This is a genomic window from Novosphingobium sp. BL-S-32, assembly GCF_056857055.1.
On record NZ_CM166476.1, the window covers coordinates 101,253 to 117,543 of the forward strand.

At 65.1% G+C, this 16,291-nt stretch carries 18 protein-coding genes; 6 read left to right on the plus strand and 12 right to left on the minus strand.

Going from position 1 to position 16,291, the window contains the following annotated elements; all coding sequences use genetic code 11:
- Positions 1 to 3: 3 nt before the first annotated feature.
- Positions 4 to 912: a methionyl-tRNA formyltransferase gene (gene fmt, locus AC1VVK_RS00500; protein WP_482903956.1), complete on the minus strand. Its 909-nt coding sequence runs from the start codon at positions 910 to 912 to the stop codon at positions 4 to 6.
- A 60-nt stretch (positions 913 to 972) separates the two neighbouring features.
- On the opposite strand from fmt, the gene recR reads away from it, so the two are divergent.
- The 3 genes from recR (at position 973) to AC1VVK_RS00515 (ending at position 3,865) form a co-directional block, all read left to right on the plus strand.
- On the plus strand, positions 973 to 1,569 hold the full coding sequence (gene recR / locus AC1VVK_RS00505; RefSeq protein ID WP_482903957.1) for a recombination mediator RecR: 597 nt from the start codon (positions 973 to 975) through the stop codon (positions 1,567 to 1,569).
- 62 nt (positions 1,570 to 1,631) lie between these two features.
- Positions 1,632 to 2,201, plus strand: coding sequence for a peptide deformylase (gene def, locus AC1VVK_RS00510; RefSeq protein ID WP_132385157.1), 570 nt, complete (start codon positions 1,632 to 1,634; stop codon positions 2,199 to 2,201).
- Positions 2,202 to 2,269: 68 nt separating this feature from the next.
- Positions 2,270 to 3,865 carry a DNA recombination protein RmuC gene (locus tag AC1VVK_RS00515; RefSeq protein WP_482903958.1) on the plus strand — a complete coding sequence of 532 codons (1,596 nt, stop codon included), beginning with the start codon at positions 2,270 to 2,272 and terminating at the stop codon, positions 3,863 to 3,865.
- Positions 3,866 to 3,868: 3 nt separating this feature from the next.
- Here AC1VVK_RS00515 and AC1VVK_RS00520 read toward each other — a convergent pair whose 3' ends face one another.
- The 8 genes from AC1VVK_RS00520 to AC1VVK_RS00555 form a co-directional block, all read right to left on the minus strand.
- The gene (locus AC1VVK_RS00520) at positions 3,869 to 4,303 is read right to left on the minus strand and encodes an META domain-containing protein (protein ID WP_482903959.1); all 435 of its coding nucleotides are present in this window, start codon (positions 4,301 to 4,303) and stop codon (positions 3,869 to 3,871) included.
- A 158-nt stretch (positions 4,304 to 4,461) separates the two neighbouring features.
- Entirely contained in the window at positions 4,462 to 5,316 is an 855-nt protein-coding gene (locus tag AC1VVK_RS00525) for a TrmH family RNA methyltransferase (protein WP_482903960.1), read from the minus strand.
- A complete protein-coding gene (locus tag AC1VVK_RS00530) occupies positions 5,297 to 5,575 on the minus strand; it encodes an HPr family phosphocarrier protein (protein ID WP_132385161.1) in 279 nt (92 codons plus the stop codon). Before AC1VVK_RS00530 ends, AC1VVK_RS00525 begins: the two co-directional genes overlap by 20 nt.
- On the minus strand, positions 5,572 to 5,979 hold the full coding sequence (locus AC1VVK_RS00535) for a PTS sugar transporter subunit IIA (RefSeq protein ID WP_132385162.1): 408 nt from the start codon (positions 5,977 to 5,979) through the stop codon (positions 5,572 to 5,574). Before AC1VVK_RS00535 ends, AC1VVK_RS00530 begins: the two co-directional genes overlap by 4 nt.
- A gap of 51 nt (positions 5,980 to 6,030) precedes the next feature.
- Positions 6,031 to 6,993, minus strand: coding sequence for an RNase adapter RapZ (gene rapZ, locus AC1VVK_RS00540; protein ID WP_482903961.1), 963 nt, complete (start codon positions 6,991 to 6,993; stop codon positions 6,031 to 6,033).
- A gap of 53 nt (positions 6,994 to 7,046) precedes the next feature.
- Positions 7,047 to 7,484, minus strand: a complete 438-nt coding sequence (locus AC1VVK_RS00545; RefSeq protein WP_482903962.1) for an HPr kinase/phosphorylase — start codon at positions 7,482 to 7,484, stop codon at positions 7,047 to 7,049.
- Position 7,485: 1 nt separating this feature from the next.
- Positions 7,486 to 9,126, minus strand: coding sequence for a sensor histidine kinase (locus AC1VVK_RS00550; protein WP_482903963.1), 1,641 nt, complete (start codon positions 9,124 to 9,126; stop codon positions 7,486 to 7,488).
- Positions 9,119 to 9,916, minus strand: coding sequence for a response regulator transcription factor (locus AC1VVK_RS00555; RefSeq protein WP_482903964.1), 798 nt, complete (start codon positions 9,914 to 9,916; stop codon positions 9,119 to 9,121). Before AC1VVK_RS00555 ends, AC1VVK_RS00550 begins: the two co-directional genes overlap by 8 nt.
- 236 nt (positions 9,917 to 10,152) lie before the next feature.
- Between AC1VVK_RS00555 and AC1VVK_RS00560 the strand changes: the two genes are divergently transcribed.
- Positions 10,153 to 11,754, plus strand: coding sequence for a phosphoenolpyruvate carboxykinase (locus tag AC1VVK_RS00560; RefSeq protein WP_482903965.1), 1,602 nt, complete (start codon positions 10,153 to 10,155; stop codon positions 11,752 to 11,754).
- Between the two features lie 139 nt (positions 11,755 to 11,893).
- Complete coding sequence (locus AC1VVK_RS00565; protein WP_132385168.1) at positions 11,894 to 12,247, plus strand: hypothetical protein; 354 nt, start codon at positions 11,894 to 11,896, stop codon at positions 12,245 to 12,247.
- A gap of 320 nt (positions 12,248 to 12,567) precedes the next feature.
- On the opposite strand, the gene AC1VVK_RS00570 is transcribed toward AC1VVK_RS00565, so the two are convergent.
- Positions 12,568 to 12,960: a DUF3597 domain-containing protein gene (locus tag AC1VVK_RS00570; protein WP_482903966.1), complete on the minus strand. Its 393-nt coding sequence runs from the start codon at positions 12,958 to 12,960 to the stop codon at positions 12,568 to 12,570.
- 169 nt (positions 12,961 to 13,129) lie between these two features.
- Positions 13,130 to 14,968, minus strand: a complete 1,839-nt coding sequence (locus tag AC1VVK_RS00575) for a DUF885 domain-containing protein (protein WP_482903967.1) — start codon at positions 14,966 to 14,968, stop codon at positions 13,130 to 13,132.
- Between the two features lie 93 nt (positions 14,969 to 15,061).
- Between AC1VVK_RS00575 and AC1VVK_RS00580 the strand changes: the two genes are divergently transcribed.
- Positions 15,062 to 15,271, plus strand: coding sequence for a hypothetical protein (locus tag AC1VVK_RS00580; protein ID WP_482903968.1), 210 nt, complete (start codon positions 15,062 to 15,064; stop codon positions 15,269 to 15,271).
- Between the two features lie 238 nt (positions 15,272 to 15,509).
- Here AC1VVK_RS00580 and AC1VVK_RS00585 read toward each other — a convergent pair whose 3' ends face one another.
- Complete coding sequence (locus AC1VVK_RS00585) at positions 15,510 to 16,166, minus strand: alpha/beta hydrolase (RefSeq protein ID WP_132385172.1); 657 nt, start codon at positions 16,164 to 16,166, stop codon at positions 15,510 to 15,512.
- Positions 16,167 to 16,291 lie beyond the last annotated feature (125 nt).

The following is a 16,291-nucleotide window of genomic DNA, read 5'->3' on the forward strand; positions in this document are numbered from 1 at the left end:
GAATCAGCCGAGGCGCGTGCCCGCGGGAATCGGGCGGCCGCGCAGCAGGTCGGCCGTCGTCATGGCGGGTTTGCCCGCGCGCTGGATGCGGGTGACGCGGACGGCCCCTTCGCCGCAGGCCACGGTGAGTGCGTCGTCGAGCGTCGTGCCCGGTTCTCCGTTGCCCTCGACAACATCGGCCGCGAGTACTTTGTACCGTTCGCCATCGAGTTCGAAGAAGGCGCCTGGCGCAGGCATGAAAGCGCGCACCTGCCGCTCGACCTGCTCGGCCGGGTGTGTGAAGTCGAGTCGCGCCTCGGCCTTGTCGATCTTCTTCGCGTAAGTCACGCCGTCCTCGGGCTGGGTAACGGCGCGGTGGACCGCAAGGTCGCGCAAGGTCCCGATCATGAGCTGCGCGCCTTTATCCGCCAGTTCGGCGGTCAGTTCGCCGGCGGTCTTGCGGTCGATCGTCGTGCGCAGGGTGGCCAGCATCGGCCCGGTGTCGAGTCCGGCCTCCATCTGCATGATCGTGACGCCGGTGGTCGGATCGCCCGCCAGAATCGCGCGCTGGATCGGCGCCGCACCGCGCCAGCGCGGCAGGATCGAGGCATGGATATTGAGGCAACCAAGGCGCGGCGCGTCGAGCACCGCCTGCGGCAGGATCAGGCCATAGGCTGCAACGATCGCAATATCGGCTTCGAGCGCCGCGAATTTCGCCTGCTCTTCCGCATTGCGCAGCGAAACCGGATGGCGAACCTCTATCCCGCGCACCTCGGCTTCTTTGTGAACGGGGGAGGGCGTCAGTTCCTTGCCCCGGCGGCCACCGGGGCGGGGCGGCTGGCTGTAAACCGCGACGACATCGTGCCCGGCCTCGACCAGTGCGACGAGTGCGGGCACCGCGAAATCGGGCGTTCCCATAAAGACGATGCGCATGGTGTGGGGAAATCTCCGAAACACTTCCTCTGAAGCTGCGGAGGCCCTATCTCCGGCGCCATGGCATCGCAAGAGATCGAGACGCTTACCGCGGCCCTGTCGCGCCTCCCCGGCCTTGGCCCGCGTTCCGCCCGCCGTGCGGTACTCTGGCTCATCAAGCGGCGGGAAACCTCGCTCGTGCAACTGGTCGATGCACTGGGAGCCGTGCGGGAAGCGTTGGTCGAGTGCCAGACCTGCGGCAATATCGATACGACCAATCCCTGCGGCATCTGCGCCGATTCGCGCCGCGATGCCTGCTCGCTCTGCGTGGTGGAGGAAGTGGCGGACCTTTGGGCGCTCGACCGCGCGCGACTCTTCAACGGCCGTTACCATGTCCTCGGCGGCCGACTTTCGGCGCTCGACGGCGTGCGGCCGGAGGACCTGACGATCGACCGCCTGCTCCGCCGCGTGGAAGAAGGCGGCATCGACGAAGTGGTGCTGGCGATGAACGCCACGCTCGAAGGACAGACCACGGCGCACTACATTGCCGAGCGCCTGGAAGGGCTTGCGGTGCGGATCACGCAGCTTGCCCATGGCCTGCCGGTGGGCGGTGAACTCGACTATCTGGACGAGGGCACGCTGGCCCAGGCGATCCGCGCGCGGCGACCGGTCAGCTGACCGATCACTGTCATCGAAGCGTCCATCTTGCGAAAAACGGCCATCGCGCTTATTTGGCGGGCATGGCTATCCGTGAAATCCTCGAAGTTCCCGATCCGCGTCTCAAGCAGGTTTCGGTCCCCGTCGAAAAGTTCGACGACGAGCTCAAGACGCTCGTCGAGGACATGTTCGAAACCATGTATGACGCGCCGGGCATCGGCCTTGCCGCCATTCAGGTGGGCGTGCCGCTGCGCGTTCTGGTGATCGATCTCCAGCCTGACGACGAGGATGCGGAACCTGAAGTGTGCTCCTCGCACGGCGGGCATCACCACACGCACCAGCCGACGAAGAAGGAACCCCGGATCTTCATCAATCCGGAGATTCTCGACCCTTCGGAAGAGCACACGGTCTATCAGGAAGGCTGCCTTTCGGTGCCCGAGATCTTCGCCGATGTCGAACGCCCGTCGCGCATCCGCGCGCGTTGGCATGACCTCGACGGCAATGTTCATGAGGAAGACATGGATGGCCTGATGGCCACTTGCCTCCAGCATGAGATGGACCATCTCGAAGGCATTCTCTTCATCGATCACCTCTCGCGCCTGAAGCGCCAGATGGCGCTCAAGAAGCTCGACAAGATGCGCAAGGCCGCCTGATTTCGCGATTTGGGGAAAAGCCGGCCTGAGGGCTGGCGTTCCCTGAATGTTCCGGTTATGCTGCCGGGATGGAAATCGCTGTCGTCGCCATTCTCGCGCTTGTTGTCGGTCTTGGAGCCGGCTGGTTCCTCGGATCGCGGCCTGTGGCCGAATGGCGAACCCGGCACGAAACGCGCGACCGCGAGGCGCGCGAGTTGGATGAGCGTTTCCGCGCCGCGATTCGCGACCTCGCTTCGGCGAGTGAACGCGCCATCCGCGCCGACGATCTTGCCGAAGCGCTCGAACGCAGCCGCGTGGACCATGCCGAGGCGATGGATATTGCCCGGCGTGGCCACGGCGAAACGATCGAACGGCTGCGCGGTGAGCATGGAACCGTGCTGGAGCGCACACGCACCGATCTCACGCAGATTCTGGAACGCACGCGCAGCGAACATGCGTCGCTTGTCGACGCCCTGCGCCGCGAACAGCGCGAACTGGCCTCCGAACTCGCCACCCTGCGCGAAAAATCCGCCAATTTCGACGAGCAGAAGCGTCTGCTGATCGAAGCGCAGGAAGCGCTTCGCAAGGAATTCGAGAATGCCGGGGCCAAGGTTCTGGCGGGCGCGCAGGAGGCCTTCCTGACCCGCGCCGGTGCGCGTTTCGAGGAAAGTGAAAAGGCCAATGCCGAGCGCATTGCCACTTTGCTCGCACCCGTCGGCGCGCGTTTGAAGAGCTACGAGGAGCAGGTTACCGCGCTGGAGGCCAAGCGCGTCGATGCCTTCGGCCAGCTTACCGGCCAGATCGAGGCGCTTCGGGTCGGGCAGGAGCAAGTGCGGGCAGAGGCCGTGCGGCTCGGCAATTCGCTGCGCAATGCGCCTAAGGCGCGCGGACGCTGGGGCGAGCAGCAGCTCAAGAACGTGCTCGAACAGTGCGGGCTGACCGAACATACCGATTTCGTCACCGAGCATTCGATCGATACCGATGAGGGACGTCTGCGTCCCGACGCCATCGTGCGCATTCCCGGCAACAAGCAACTGGTGATCGACGCCAAGGTCTCGCTCAATGCCTATCAGGATGCTTTCGAGGCGGATGACGAGACGGCGCGGCTTGCCTTCCTCGACGCTCATGCCGCCTCGATGCGCAACCATATCCAGACACTGGGCACCAAGAGCTATCAGAGCCAGTTCGAGAACGCGCCGGACTATGTGCTGATGTTCGTGCCGGGCGAGCACTTCATTGCCGCTGCGCTCGATCACGATTCGAGCCTGTGGGACTATGCCTTCGAGCGCCGCGTGCTGCTGGCGAGCCCCACCAATCTCGTTGCCATCTGCCGCACCATCGCGCAGGTCTGGCAACAGGAAGGGCTGGCCAAGGAAGCGCGCGAGATCGGCAAGCTCGGCAGCGATCTCTATGACAGCATTGCCAAGACGCAGGACGATCTGTCGAAGGTCGGCGTGCATCTCGGCCGCGCGGTCAACAGCTTCAACGATTTCGCGCGGACTTATGAGGGCAATGTGATGAGCCGCGCGCGCCGCCTGACCGAAAAGCACATCAAGATCGGCAAGCGCGAGATTTCGGACGATGTGCCGATGGTCGAAGCCGCGCCGCGCTTTTCCGAATCCGGCGCGGTTATCGCGGACTTCTCGAACGAGTCGGAAGAAGAGAGCGCCGAAGCGGCCGAATAAGCCTTAACTGCCAGTGCCGGGGAGCTTGTCATTCCCGGCTACGCTGGTTTCCCGTTGCAGCTCGGCAGTGTGGCCGCTTGATTGCAGGACCATGCGGTTGCGATCGACGGTAAAATGCGGCGTGGCAACGAGCAGAGCGCCGATCGCCTTTTCCTGATCCCATGCTGGTGTCGGACAGCTCATTTCGGTCAGCGCGAGCGGTCCGGCAACCAGCCGGTCGTCATCGACTCGCCACGGGCCGTCCATCTGATTGCAGCCGACACGCACGCCGATCTTTCGACCTTCGAACGTGATGCGGGCGCCATCCGTCTGCGGGTGCTGGCCATCGATCAGCGTGAAGCGCCAGCTGCTGCGAGAAAGCTGCGAGTCGCCTCCGCCGCCCGAGCATGCAGCGAGTGAGGCGGCGTAGAAGACCGGCAGAAGGGCGTGACGAACCATCGTCGACGCTCCTGCCACAACCGACCTGAGGCTGTGATGAACACGGCCTTTCGGAAAGGCGGCGGGGCGCATGTATTGGTGTAGATCGCTAATGAGGCTGGAGCTTAAGGCACCGGCCTCATTACCTTGTTCCGAACGCTCTCAGGACAAACCGGCGCTTACTTGCCCGGGCGCAGATGCGCCAAGGCTTCGTAGGCGAGCACGGCGCCGGCGACGGCGGCATTGAGGCTGTCGGCGCGGCCCAGCATGGGGATGGTCACGCGAAGGTCGCAGGCCTCCTCATAGGTCTGCGGCAGGCCTTGCGATTCGTTGCCGACCATCAGGAAACAGGGTGCGGCGTAAGGTGCCTCGCGGTAATCGGTGGGATCGCGCAGCGATGCGGCGACAAGCTGGCCCCCGTTTCCGCCATCGCCATTGCGCAGCCAGGGCAGGAATTCGTCCCAGCGCGCGATGGCGATCTTCTGCGTGAAGATCGCGCCCATGCTGGCGCGCACCGCTTCCACCGAGAAGGGATCGGCGCAGTCGTCGATCAGGATCAGGCCGCCAGCGCCCACGGCGTCGCCGGTGCGCAGCATGGTGCCAAGGTTACCCGGATCGCGCAGTGCCTGCGCCACCAGCCAGATCGGCGCAGCGGCGCGGTCGAGATTGGCAAGGCGCGTATCGAATTCGGCAAAGACGCCGGCCACGGCCTGCGGATTGTCCTTGCCGGTGACTTTGGCAAGGATCTCTTCGTCCATCTCGACGATCTCGCCGCCGGCGGCGGCCACGGCCTCTTCCAGGGCGTCAAGCAGAGGGTGCGGTTCGCGCCCGATGGCCATGACGAGCATCTCGGGCAGCACGCCGCATTCGCGCGCATCCGTGAGCAGGCGCAGGCCTTCAGCCAGGAAACGCTCTTCCCGCTTGCGATGCTTCTTCTCGCGCAAGGAGCGCAGGAATTTGACCAGCGGGTTCGAAAAACCGGTAATAGTGCGGCGCTCGGCCAACGGACTGCCCTTATTCTTCGCCGAATCCATCGCGGACCAAGCCTGCCAGCACCGACAGCGCGTCAGGTGCGCCATCGCCCACGCAGGAAATCTCGATCGTGTCGCCCTTGGCGGCGCCGAGCATCATCAGCCCGAGGATCGAATTGCCCGCGGCCTCGATCCCGTCCTTGCCAACCTTGACCAGCACGGTGGCCGGCAATTCGGCCACGTGGTTTACGAACTTGGCACTGGCCCGGGCGTGCAGCCCCCGCTGGTTCACGATCAGGACCGTCTCACGACAATCATTCATGCGGCGTCTTGCCCCAGGTATTCGCTTGCGATGGTGATGTAATTGCGGCCTGCGTCGCGCGCGGCCGCGGCGGCTTCGCGCACCGACATGCATTCGCGCGCCTTGGCGAGGCGGATCAGCATCGGCAGGTTGATGCCGGCGATCACTTCGACGCGCCCGGCCTCCATCAGCGAGATCGCCAGATTGGAGGGGGTTCCGCCGAACAGGTCGGTAAGGATGATGACGCCCTGGCCGCTGTCGACCGCGACGATTGCCTCGGCAATCTCGCTACGGCGACGCTCCATATCGTCATTGGGACCGATGCAGACAGTCGCCACCGCCGACTGATCGCCGACGACGTGCTCCATCGCGTGTACGAACTCCTCGGCGAGATTGCCGTGGGTAACCAGGATCATGCCGATCATGCTGGAAACGGGCTCCGAACTTTTTCTTGCTTGGGCGACCAGATTGTTTGTTCATTTTTCACGCCGCTGACCTCCTTCCAGAAGATCGGCTGCTCGCGAGCCCAGGTTGCGGTGCAGCAATGTGGGCGAAAATCCCGCTTCGCGCAAGGCCGCAGCCATGCGCTCGGCTGTGAATACCGACCTGTGCCGCCCCCCCGTACACCCGAATGCGACGTGGACATAGGCCTTTCCCTGTGAGCGGTAACGGGGAAGGAGCAGAAGGAGAAGATCGCGGATTCGCTCGAAAGCTTCGTCGAAGGCCGGATCCCGCCGGATATAGTCGCCCACCGGCGCATCCAGTCCGGTCATCGGCCGCAGTATGGGATCCCAGTGGGGATTTTCCACGAAGCGCATATCGAAGACCAGATCGGCCAGCGGTGGCATTCCACGCGAAAAACCGAAGCTGGAGATGGTCAGCGTGAGATCGTCAGGCCGTTCGGCCGAGAAACGCTCGCGAATCACGCGCTGGAGGTCGTTCGAGGTGAATTCGGTGGTTTCCACCAGCAGATCGGCCCAGCGCCGCAGCGGTGCAAGCAACTCACGCTCGGCACGGATGCCGGTATCGACCGGGGCATCGGCGGCCAATGCGTGGCGGCGACGGGTCTCGTTGAAGCGGCGTTCCAGCTCCTTGCTCGAACAGTCGAGGAACAGGGTATTGAGTTCGATATCGCCGCGCTCGCTGAGCGTCCGGACTTGTCCGATCACGCGTTCGGGATCGAAACCGCGCGTGCGGCAATCGAAGCCGATCGCCAGCGGCGGGCGCGGCGACTGGTCGGCCACCGGCGCGCTTTCGATCAGGCGTTCGAGCAGGCGCACCGGGAAGTTGTCGATGATTTCCCAGCCCAGATCCTCAAGGACGCGCAGCACGGTCGTCTTGCCGGCGCCAAGCATGCCGGTGACCAGCAGCACGCGCTGACGGTCCGGGATGGCTTGGGCCTCTGACAGATATTCGCTTTCCGGGGAATCGGGGGTCATGAGGGCCTGTTTGCGCCGGGCGGACCGGAAAGGGAAGAGGGAGGGTAGTGCTGTCAGCAAACCCTGTTGCCAAAGTGGGACAGTGCCAGTTCCGCCTTGAGCGCGAGCGGGCCCGCGTGCGGCCAGAGGCGCACCAGCGGGATGGCGATTCCCGCAATTTCAATAGTATCGGCCGCTTCGATGAAACGCGGCGCCTGCGGGTCGAGCACGATGACGAGCGCAACCGTTGCCTCCTCCGCGCAAGGGAAGGGCAGGATGCCAAGGTTGCGCACTTCGACGAGCCCGCGCGTATTGGGATGGGGATGGGCCAGAAGACGGTTGCCGGACACTTCGAGCAGGACGGCGTCGTCCCCCACCAGCACCGCGCCCCGGTCGATGAGTTCCAGGGCGAGGCTTGACTTGCCCGTTCCGGAATCGCCCTCGATCAGCATCGCGCGGCCGTCGATGGCGACGCTGGTGGCCTGACGCACGAGAGGCGGTGTTCCCGTCATGTCACTCGCCCTGCCATGCGGGGAGGGAGAACACCAGCCGGGCCCCATGCTCGCCGTCGATACGATCCGTGGCGCGCAGCTTGCCGAAATGCGCCTCGACGATGGTGCGCGCGATGGCGAGGCCGAGGCCGCTGTGCTTGCCGAATTCCTCGCCGGAAGGGCGCAGCGAGTGGAAGCGTTCGAAGATCCGTTCGCGCGCGGGCTCGGGAATGCCGGGTCCGTGGTCGGAAACGGCGATCACCACGCGTTGCGCTTCGCGGGTCAGCATGATCTCGATCGGCGCACCGGCGGGCGAGAACGAGATGGCATTGTCGATCAGGTTCTGGAGCACGCGTTCGAGCCGTCCGGCATCCCCGGGGACGACCAGCCGGTCGGCCCCATAGGCATCGACCCCGGCGGCTTCGAGGATCTCGACCGGGCAGTTCCCGTTGACGCCGCGCTGCTCCCGTTCGTTGACCAGTGCGCGCACCAGCCGCAGCATATCGACCGGTTCGAACGTGGTGCGGCTCAGTTCGGCGTCGATGCGACTGGCATCGGCGATCTCGGTCACGAGGAAGTCGATGCGGCGCACGTCATCCTTGGCGATGCCGAGCAACTGGCGGCGCAGGTCCGCATCCTCGACCCGGTCGAGGCTTTCGAGCGCGCTGCGCAGCGAGGTCAGCGGGTTCTTGAGTTCGTGGGCGACATCGGCCGCGAAGCTCTCGACGGCGTCGATACGCTGGCGCAGGGCGCCGCTCATGTCCGAGACCGCACGCGCGAGCAGGCCGATTTCATCACGCCGGTCAGGCAGGCGAGGCACCACCACACTGCGGTCGCGGCCGAGCCGCACGCGCACCGTTGCGCGCACCAGTTTGCGCAGCGGCTCTACGATGGTGCGGGCCAGGAACAGCGAGAGCAGGATCGAGACGCCCAGCGCGCCGCCGACGATGATCGCCAGCGTCTGACGCGCCATCCGCACGTTCTCGGTGATGTCGCGCGCATTGCGGGTGACGAGCAGGGCATCGCCCCGGTCGCCCACCGGAGTTGCGGCGATGATGACCGGGGTCTGGTCGGGCGCGGCCTCGTTGCTGACTTCGGTGCGGCCGTTGGCGAGGGCGGTGGCGATCTCAGGCCAGGCGCTGGCATTGGCGCCCGGATTGTCGTGATAGGGCGGCACCGGGGGGGAGCCGAGGACGAAGTTCATGCCGCTGTCCAGCGCGCGGGCGGCGTCCTGCAGCCACGGCTCGGTGGCCGGATCGACGAGCGTATAGGACGGCGGGGCCAGTGCGAAACTGTCCGCGATCAGATGGCCTTTCGCATCGAACAGGCGAAGGCGCAGGGTTTCGCTCGATCCGATGCGGGCGATCAGGTCGCGGCGCTGATCTCCCTCGGTGCCGGAAAGGGCATGGGCGACGATCTCGGCCTGCGAGGCGGCGAGGCGGTAGCGCTCGTCCAGTAATTCGCGCCGGTAGCTGTCGAGGTAGAACAGGCTGCCTGCCAACAGCGCCAGCGCGATGACGTTCACGGCAAGGATGCGCGCCGTGAGCGAGACGCGCCAAGGCAGGCCGAGGCGGACGCCGAGCGAGGCCTTGCCGGACGAGGGGTGACGGGATGAGGTGGCGCGGGACGATTTGGACCGCTTTGTGCGGTGGTGTTCAGCCATCGGCGAAGGAGTAACCGGCGCCATAGAGCGTGTCGATTGCGGCGAACTCGGGATCGACGGCGCGGAACTTGCGGCGCAGGCGCTTGATGTGGCTGTCGATGGTGCGGTCGTCGACATAGACGTCCTCGCTGTAGGCGGCGTCCATCAGCTGGTTGCGGCTCTTGACCACGCCCGGGCGCATCGCCAGCGCCTCCAGGATCAGGAACTCGGTAACCGTCAACGAGACCGGCGTGCCGTCCCATGCGACCTGATGGCGGGCGGGATCGAGTTGCAGGCGTCCGCGTACCACCGTGTCCGGCAGGCTTTCGCCGGAGTCGGCGTCGATGGGCGCGCGCACGAGTTCGCTGCGCCGCAGGATGGCGCGAATGCGCGCGACGAGCAGGCGCTGGCTGAACGGCTTGGCGATATAATCGTCCGCCCCCATGGCCAGCCCGAGCGCTTCGTCCGGCTCCTCATCCTTGGAGGTGAGGAAGATCACCGGCAGGCTGGACTGCGCGCGCAGCGCCTGAAGCAGCGAGAGCCCGTCCATGCGCGGCATCTTGATATCGAAGATCGCAAGGTCGGGCGGATTGTCGAGCAGCGCTTTCAGCGCCGCCTCGCCATCGGCGTAGACGCGCGTGGCAAAGCCTTCGGCCTGAAGGCTGATGGACAGCGTGGCGAGGATATTGCGGTCGTCATCCACGAGCGCGATCGTCTGGATACGCGCGGGCGCTTCGGCCCGGACTTCTCCCGCATGGGCGGGGGCAGGGATCGTCTCGCCGTTTCCGGGGGCTGTCGAAGGCTCTGCCATGAGGCTGCGGGGTCCTCTTTATCGCTAGCGACAAACGCCTAGCGGGAGTGGGTCCGGCTGACAATCTCCGTTCCTGACGCAAAAGAGATAAGGTTCGTCGCAGTCCGATTGGTTTATTTTTCCCCAGATTTGACGGAAAAGGGGGGCGGGATTATGCGCGCCCCGAGTCTTGCGAAAAAATGTCCGGGTATCGATCGATCCCCCTCGATCGGTGCCTGAAAATGGAGGAGATGACATTGACCGCTACCCTGAACTATCCGCTCGCCAAACAAGGCATTGAAACCAACGCGGAAATCTTCGCGAACCTGGGCACGGCCCCGCTCGTGGAACATGCGGTCAGAAACGGAGAGGGCGTGCTGAGCGTCGACGGACCTTTCGTCGTCGCCACCGGCAAACACACCGGCCGCTCCGCCAAGGACAAGTTCATCGTCAAGGACGCCGAGACCGAAAACACGGTCTGGTGGGGCAAGACGAACGTCGCAATGACGCCCGAGCACTTCGCCGCGCTCAAGGAAGATTTCCTCAAGGCCGTGGCCGAGAAGGATACGCTCTACGTGGCGGACCTGTTCGGCGGTTCGCAGCCGGAGCACCGCGTCAAGGTGCGCATCATCAACGAGTTCGCCTGGCACAACCTGTTCATCCGCACCCTGCTGGTGCGCCCGGACGCAGCTGAACTCGCGGACTTCGCGCCCGAATACACGATCATCGACCTGCCCAGCTTCCGCGCCGATCCCGAGCGTCACGGCAGCCGCAGCGAAACCGTGATCGCGGTCAACTTCACCGAGAAGCTGATCCTGATCGGCGGCACCTCCTACGCGGGCGAGATGAAGAAGTCGGTCTTCGGCATCCTCAACTACCTGCTGCCCACCAAGGGCGTGATGCCGATGCACTGCTCGGCCAACATCGGCCCCGAGGGTGACACTGCGGTGTTCTTCGGCCTGTCGGGCACCGGCAAGACCACGCTTTCGGCCGACGCCTCGCGTACCCTGATCGGTGACGACGAGCATGGCTGGTCGGACACTGCGGTGTTCAACTTCGAAGGCGGCTGCTACGCCAAGATGATCCGCCTCTCGGCCGAAGCCGAGCCGGAAATCTTCGCGACCACCAAGCGTTTCGGCACCGTGCTCGAAAACGTGGTGATCGACCCGGTGACGCGCGAGATCGACCTCGACGACAACTCGCTGGCCGAGAACAGCCGTGGTTCCTACCCGATCGACTTCATTCCGAACACTTCGGAGAAGAACCTCGGCCCGGTTCCGAAGAACATCATCTTCCTGACGGCCGACGCTTACGGCGTGCTGCCTCCGATCGCGCGCCTCACGCCCGATCAGGCGATGTACCACTTCCTCTCGGGCTACACCGCGCGCGTTGCCGGTACCGAGATTGGCGTGACCGAGCCGGAAGCCACGTTCAGCACTTGCTTCGGCGCACCGTTCATGCCGCGTCACCCTTCGGTCTACGGCAACCTCCTCAAGGAGCGTATCGCCAAGGGCGGCGTGAAGTGCTGGCTGGTCAACACCGGCTGGTCGGGCGGCAAGGCCACGATGGAAGGCATCAAGCGCATGCCGATCAAGGCCACCCGCGCGCTGCTCAATGCCGCGCTCGACGGCAGCCTGAATACCGCCGAGTTCAAGGAAGATCCGAACTTCGGCTTCGAGGTTCCGGTCGCGGTTCCGGGCGTTGACGCCAAGCTGCTCGATCCCCGCGCGGCCTGGGCCGACGGTGCCGAGTACGACAAGACCGCACAGACGCTGGTCAAGCAGTTCATCGACAACTTCGCCCAGTTCGAAGCCCATGTCGACGAAGGCGTCCGCAAGGCTGCACCCGTCTCGGTGTAACGGCCGGAAACGGCGCCAACGCGCGCCGTTCAGCGTGAAATAAAGGCAGGGTCCCGGAACTTCGGTTTCGGGGCCCTTGTCTTGTCATGAATTGGGTGCATGCTGTCGCTCCCCCTCTCTCTTTCATGGAGAAACGACCATGGGAATTTTTGACGGCATTCTCGGCCAGGTCAGCGATCACCCCGATGTCGAGAACCTTGCCGGCAAGCTGGGCCTTGATCCGGCAACGGCGGAAAAGGCGATCGCCGCACTCGGCTTCGCGCATCAGCAGGAAGGCGATACCGCGCAACTGGCGGCGGAAAAGACCGGTCTTGGTGTCGGCACGATCCAGCAGATCATCAGCTCGATCGGCGGCGAGGGCTCTCTGGGTCAGTTCGCCAGTCTCGTTTCCAGCGATCCGTCCAAGTTCACGTCCTTCCTCGACAAGGACGGTGACGGCAGCGTGGTCGACGACATCACCAACATGGCCAAGGGCCTGTTCGGCAAGAGCTGAACCCCGGCCATGACGAAGAAGGCCGCCCTGCCGAAGCGGGGCGGCCTTTCTCGTAGGCCATCCGAAGGCGCGGACAAATTCGCAAGGCGAATCCGACCCGGCCGACTTGGCAGTGCGCCCGGCTGCCCCGATCCCTGCCCGACAAACACTCGTCATCCCCGCGCAGGCGGGGATCCCGCTTTCTGGCAGCAGAACGAGAGGTTTCAAGGCAGCGGGGCCCCCGCCTGCGCGGGGGTGACGAAACGATGAAGCTGGACGAATTCTGAGCGTAATCCGTTCGTTCCGAGCCGTCAGGTGATGCCACCCGACTTGAAAATGCTTTAATCGAGCATGTCGGCCGGCACCTGACCGCCGTGGGCAGCCAGTTGGCGCAGCGTTTCCTTGTGCAGCCACAGGTTCATTTCCGCCGAGCCGTCCAGCGCGCCGGTATAGCCCAGCTCCTTCGCCAGCTCCTTACGGTTGTCGAGGCTGGAATCGATATTGAGCACTTTCATCAGATCGACGATCGAGTGCTGCCAGTCGAGGTTCTTGCCGGACGCCATTTCCGTAAGCACGGCGCTGACGTCTACCGATTCGGGCGCGGCCTGTGGCGGCGGGGCCGCGGCTGCGGGAGCAGGCGCTGTGGCGGGGGCTGCCGCTGGTGCCGCTGCGGCAGGCGCCGGCGCGGCCTTCTTTCCGAAAATGGCATCCTTGATCGAGCCGAAGATGGACATGGGCATGCTCCTTGGCTGAGTTCCGGGGGGTGAAAAACGAACCGCCGCCCGCACGCGCCTGAGTCGGACAACGTAGGGGCGGCGGATCGATCCTGCTCCCCGGCAGGCCGGGTGCCTACGCCATGTCCGCGCTCATGGGGCATGGTGCCCCGTGAGCGCGGCGGAGCGATCAGCGCTTGCCGGTGGTGGCGATATATTCGTCGATATTGGTGGCAAGCACATCGAGCGGGACATTGCCGCCGTCGACCACGGCCTGGTTGAAATCGCGCAAGTCGTAGGCCGTGCCCAGCGCCGCCTTGGCGCGGTCGCGCTGGCGGTTGATCTCCGAATGACCCATCTTGTAGCCGCAGGCCTGGCCCGGCCACGAGCAATAACGGTCCACTTCGCTGGCGATCTCGCCCGCATTGCTGCCGTTGCGTTCCACGAAGAACTGCACGGCCTGCTGGCGGCTCCAGCCCTTGGCGTGAAGGCCGGTATCGACCACCATGCGGCAGGCACGGAAAGCGATCGACTGGAGGTAGCCAAGGCGGCCGACCGGATCGTCGTCATAGGCGCCAAGTTCGTCCGCCAGCTGTTCGGCGTAGAGCGCCCAGCCTTCGGAATAGGCGTTAAAGGCCAGCATCGAGCGGATCAGCGGCAGCCGGTTGGCATATTCGCCCTGCCAGACGTGGCCGGGAATCGCCTCGTGATGAACCAGCGTCGGCAGGTCGAACTTGCGGTGCAGGTCGGTGGTGTGGAGGTTGATCCACATCTTGCCGGGCACCGTGCCGTCCTTCGAGCCGCCGCCGCCATAGGCCGTGGGCGCGCCGGGCTCTTCCGAAAGCGGCAGGCGCCGCACTTCGACATTGCCCGATACCGGATCGCGGAAGGCGCGCGGCATCTGCGCGCGGATCCAGTCGATGCGCTTCTGGATGAAGGCCATGATCTCGGCCCGGCCGGGATCGCCCTCGGAGAACATGAAGCGCTTGTCGTTGCCGAGCGCGGACATCCGCGCGCCAACAGTCCCTTGCGTATAGCCGAGCGACTTCAGGATCGGGTCCATGCGGGCGTGGAGCGCTGCCAGTTCCTCCATCCCGCGCTGATGGATTTCCTCGGCGGGGACGGTCGTGGTGGTGCTGGCGCGCAGGGCCCAGGCGTAGAACTCGTCGCCATTCGGGCGGGCGCCCATGCCGGGATCGCTCTTGGCGAGGCCGCGCTGGCGCTTGAGTTCGGCCAGCTGGCGTTCCAGCGCGGGCACCACTTCGCCCGCGACGATGGTCTTGGTGCGGTTCTCCCAGTCGCCGGGGATCGTCTTGGCGCGACCGACCAGCGAGGACACCAGCCCGCCGCCATTGTTCCGCGCTTCGGCGATCGTGCTTTCCATCTGCGCGATGGCGCGGTCCAGCAGGAAGTCGGGCGGGACGAGGCCCTTGTCGGTTGCTGCGCGCATGCGCTCCAGCTCACCGTCGAGCTGGGCATCGAACTGCGAGAGGCGCGAGACATAAGCCTCGGCATCGGCGGCGGTCTTTACCGGGTGGTCGGCGTCAAGGAACTTGGGCGTATCGAGATAGGCGCCGACGTTCTGGATCACGACGTAGGGCGTGTTGCGCCAGCCGCCCACCGCCACGTCGCCATAGGGCTGGGCCAGGCCGTCGAGCGCGGTCTTGTAGGCACTGCGCACGACGGCGAGGCTGGTGCGGTTCGCGTGGTCCAGCCCGGTGGTGTCGAATGCCTCGACACGGGCGAGATCGGCGCGCAGCGTCTTTCCGAGCGCGGCGCGGCCCGCGAAGGAGCGGTCCTCAAGGCGCGAGCGCAACGCGGCATGCGCGCCGGTGTCGACGCCGAGGCTGGTGGCGTTTTCAGGCGCGTGCTCCAGCATCTTCCACGCGATCGAATCGAGCAGAGCGGCGGCGTTCTGCTGTCCGGCCGGTGCGGCGGCGAGCGCGCGGGCGCCGGGCAGCGCGAGCGCGGCGGTACCGGTGGCGAGAAGCTGGAGAGTGGTGCGACGCGAGAGCGGCGGGGGGGCCATGGTCTGGTTCTTCATGGGCCGCGAAATTGGCGAGCGACGAGGCGTGTGTCAAACCCGCTCGATTGCCGGACCCTGCTCGGCTAGGGGATAACCATGGACATTGCGCTTTCCCTGCTCGTTCTCACTATTGTCGCGCTTGTGCTGGGCGCTTTTGCGCTGTTTCGGCGCGGGGGGCATCGCAAGCAGGCGGTGCTGATGCTGGTGCTGGCGGGGGTGATGGTGGCGAATGTGGCGATTCTGGTCGTGCCCACGTCCGGCGGCGAAACGCTGGCCGGTGCGGCAAAGGAAAAGGCGCCGGAGTGAGCCTCCGACGCCTTTTGCCAAATTTTGCGATTTTGCGACCGGCTTGCCCACCGCCACCAACGTCACCCTGAACTTGTTTCAGGGTCCATCGTGGTTTTGGCGCTGTGTCTTGCGGCAGTAACACGCCGTCGCGGCGTTACCCCTGCAACCTCCGGTTGAGGCCGAAAAATGGACCCTGAAACAAGTTCAGGGTGACGCAAGGGGTAAGCGCCCGCTTTGCGGGCGCCAACCGCTTGCGTCACTTAATCGGACAATCCGGCGAAAGACGCATATCGAGATAATTGTCCACCGAACGCATCAGATCGTCGATCTCGTTCTCGAAGAAGTGGTTCGCGCGCGGGATCTCGTCGTGGTGGATGGTGATGTGCTTCTGCGTGCGCAGCTTGTCGACCAGCTTCTGCACCGCGTTCGGCGTGACCACCGTGTCCGCCGCGCCCTGGATAATGATGCCCGAGGCGGGGCAGGGCGCGAGGAACGAGAAGTCGTACATGTTGGCCGGCGGCGCCACCGAGATGAAGCCGCGAATCTCCGGGCGGCGCATCAGCAGCTGCATGCCGATCAGCGCGCCGAACGAGTAGCCCGCGATCCAGGTGGTCGAGGCTTCGGGATGGATCGACTGCACCCAGTCAAGCGCGGCTGCGGCGTCGGACAGTTCGCCCACGCCGTTATCGAAGCTGCCCTGGCTGCGGCCGACGCCGCGGAAGTTGAAGCGCAGCGTGGCGAAGCCGCGCGCCACGAAGGCCTTGTAGAGGTGCTGGGTGACGCGGTCGTTCATCGTGCCGCCCGCCTGCGGGTGCGGGTGAAGGATCATCGCCACCGGCGCGCGCGGGCGCGTTGCGGGCTGGAAGCGGCCTTCGAGGCGGCCTTCGGGTCCGGGAAAAATGACTGCGGGCATGTGTTTGCGGGCCTGACCTGTTGAAACTCCCGCGAAATACCGGCGGCGGTCTGCCGCACCGGCAATCGCGGGAGTGCAAATAAGAAGGTTCGCTATATAGAAACAACCGCCCCGAAAACAACTTT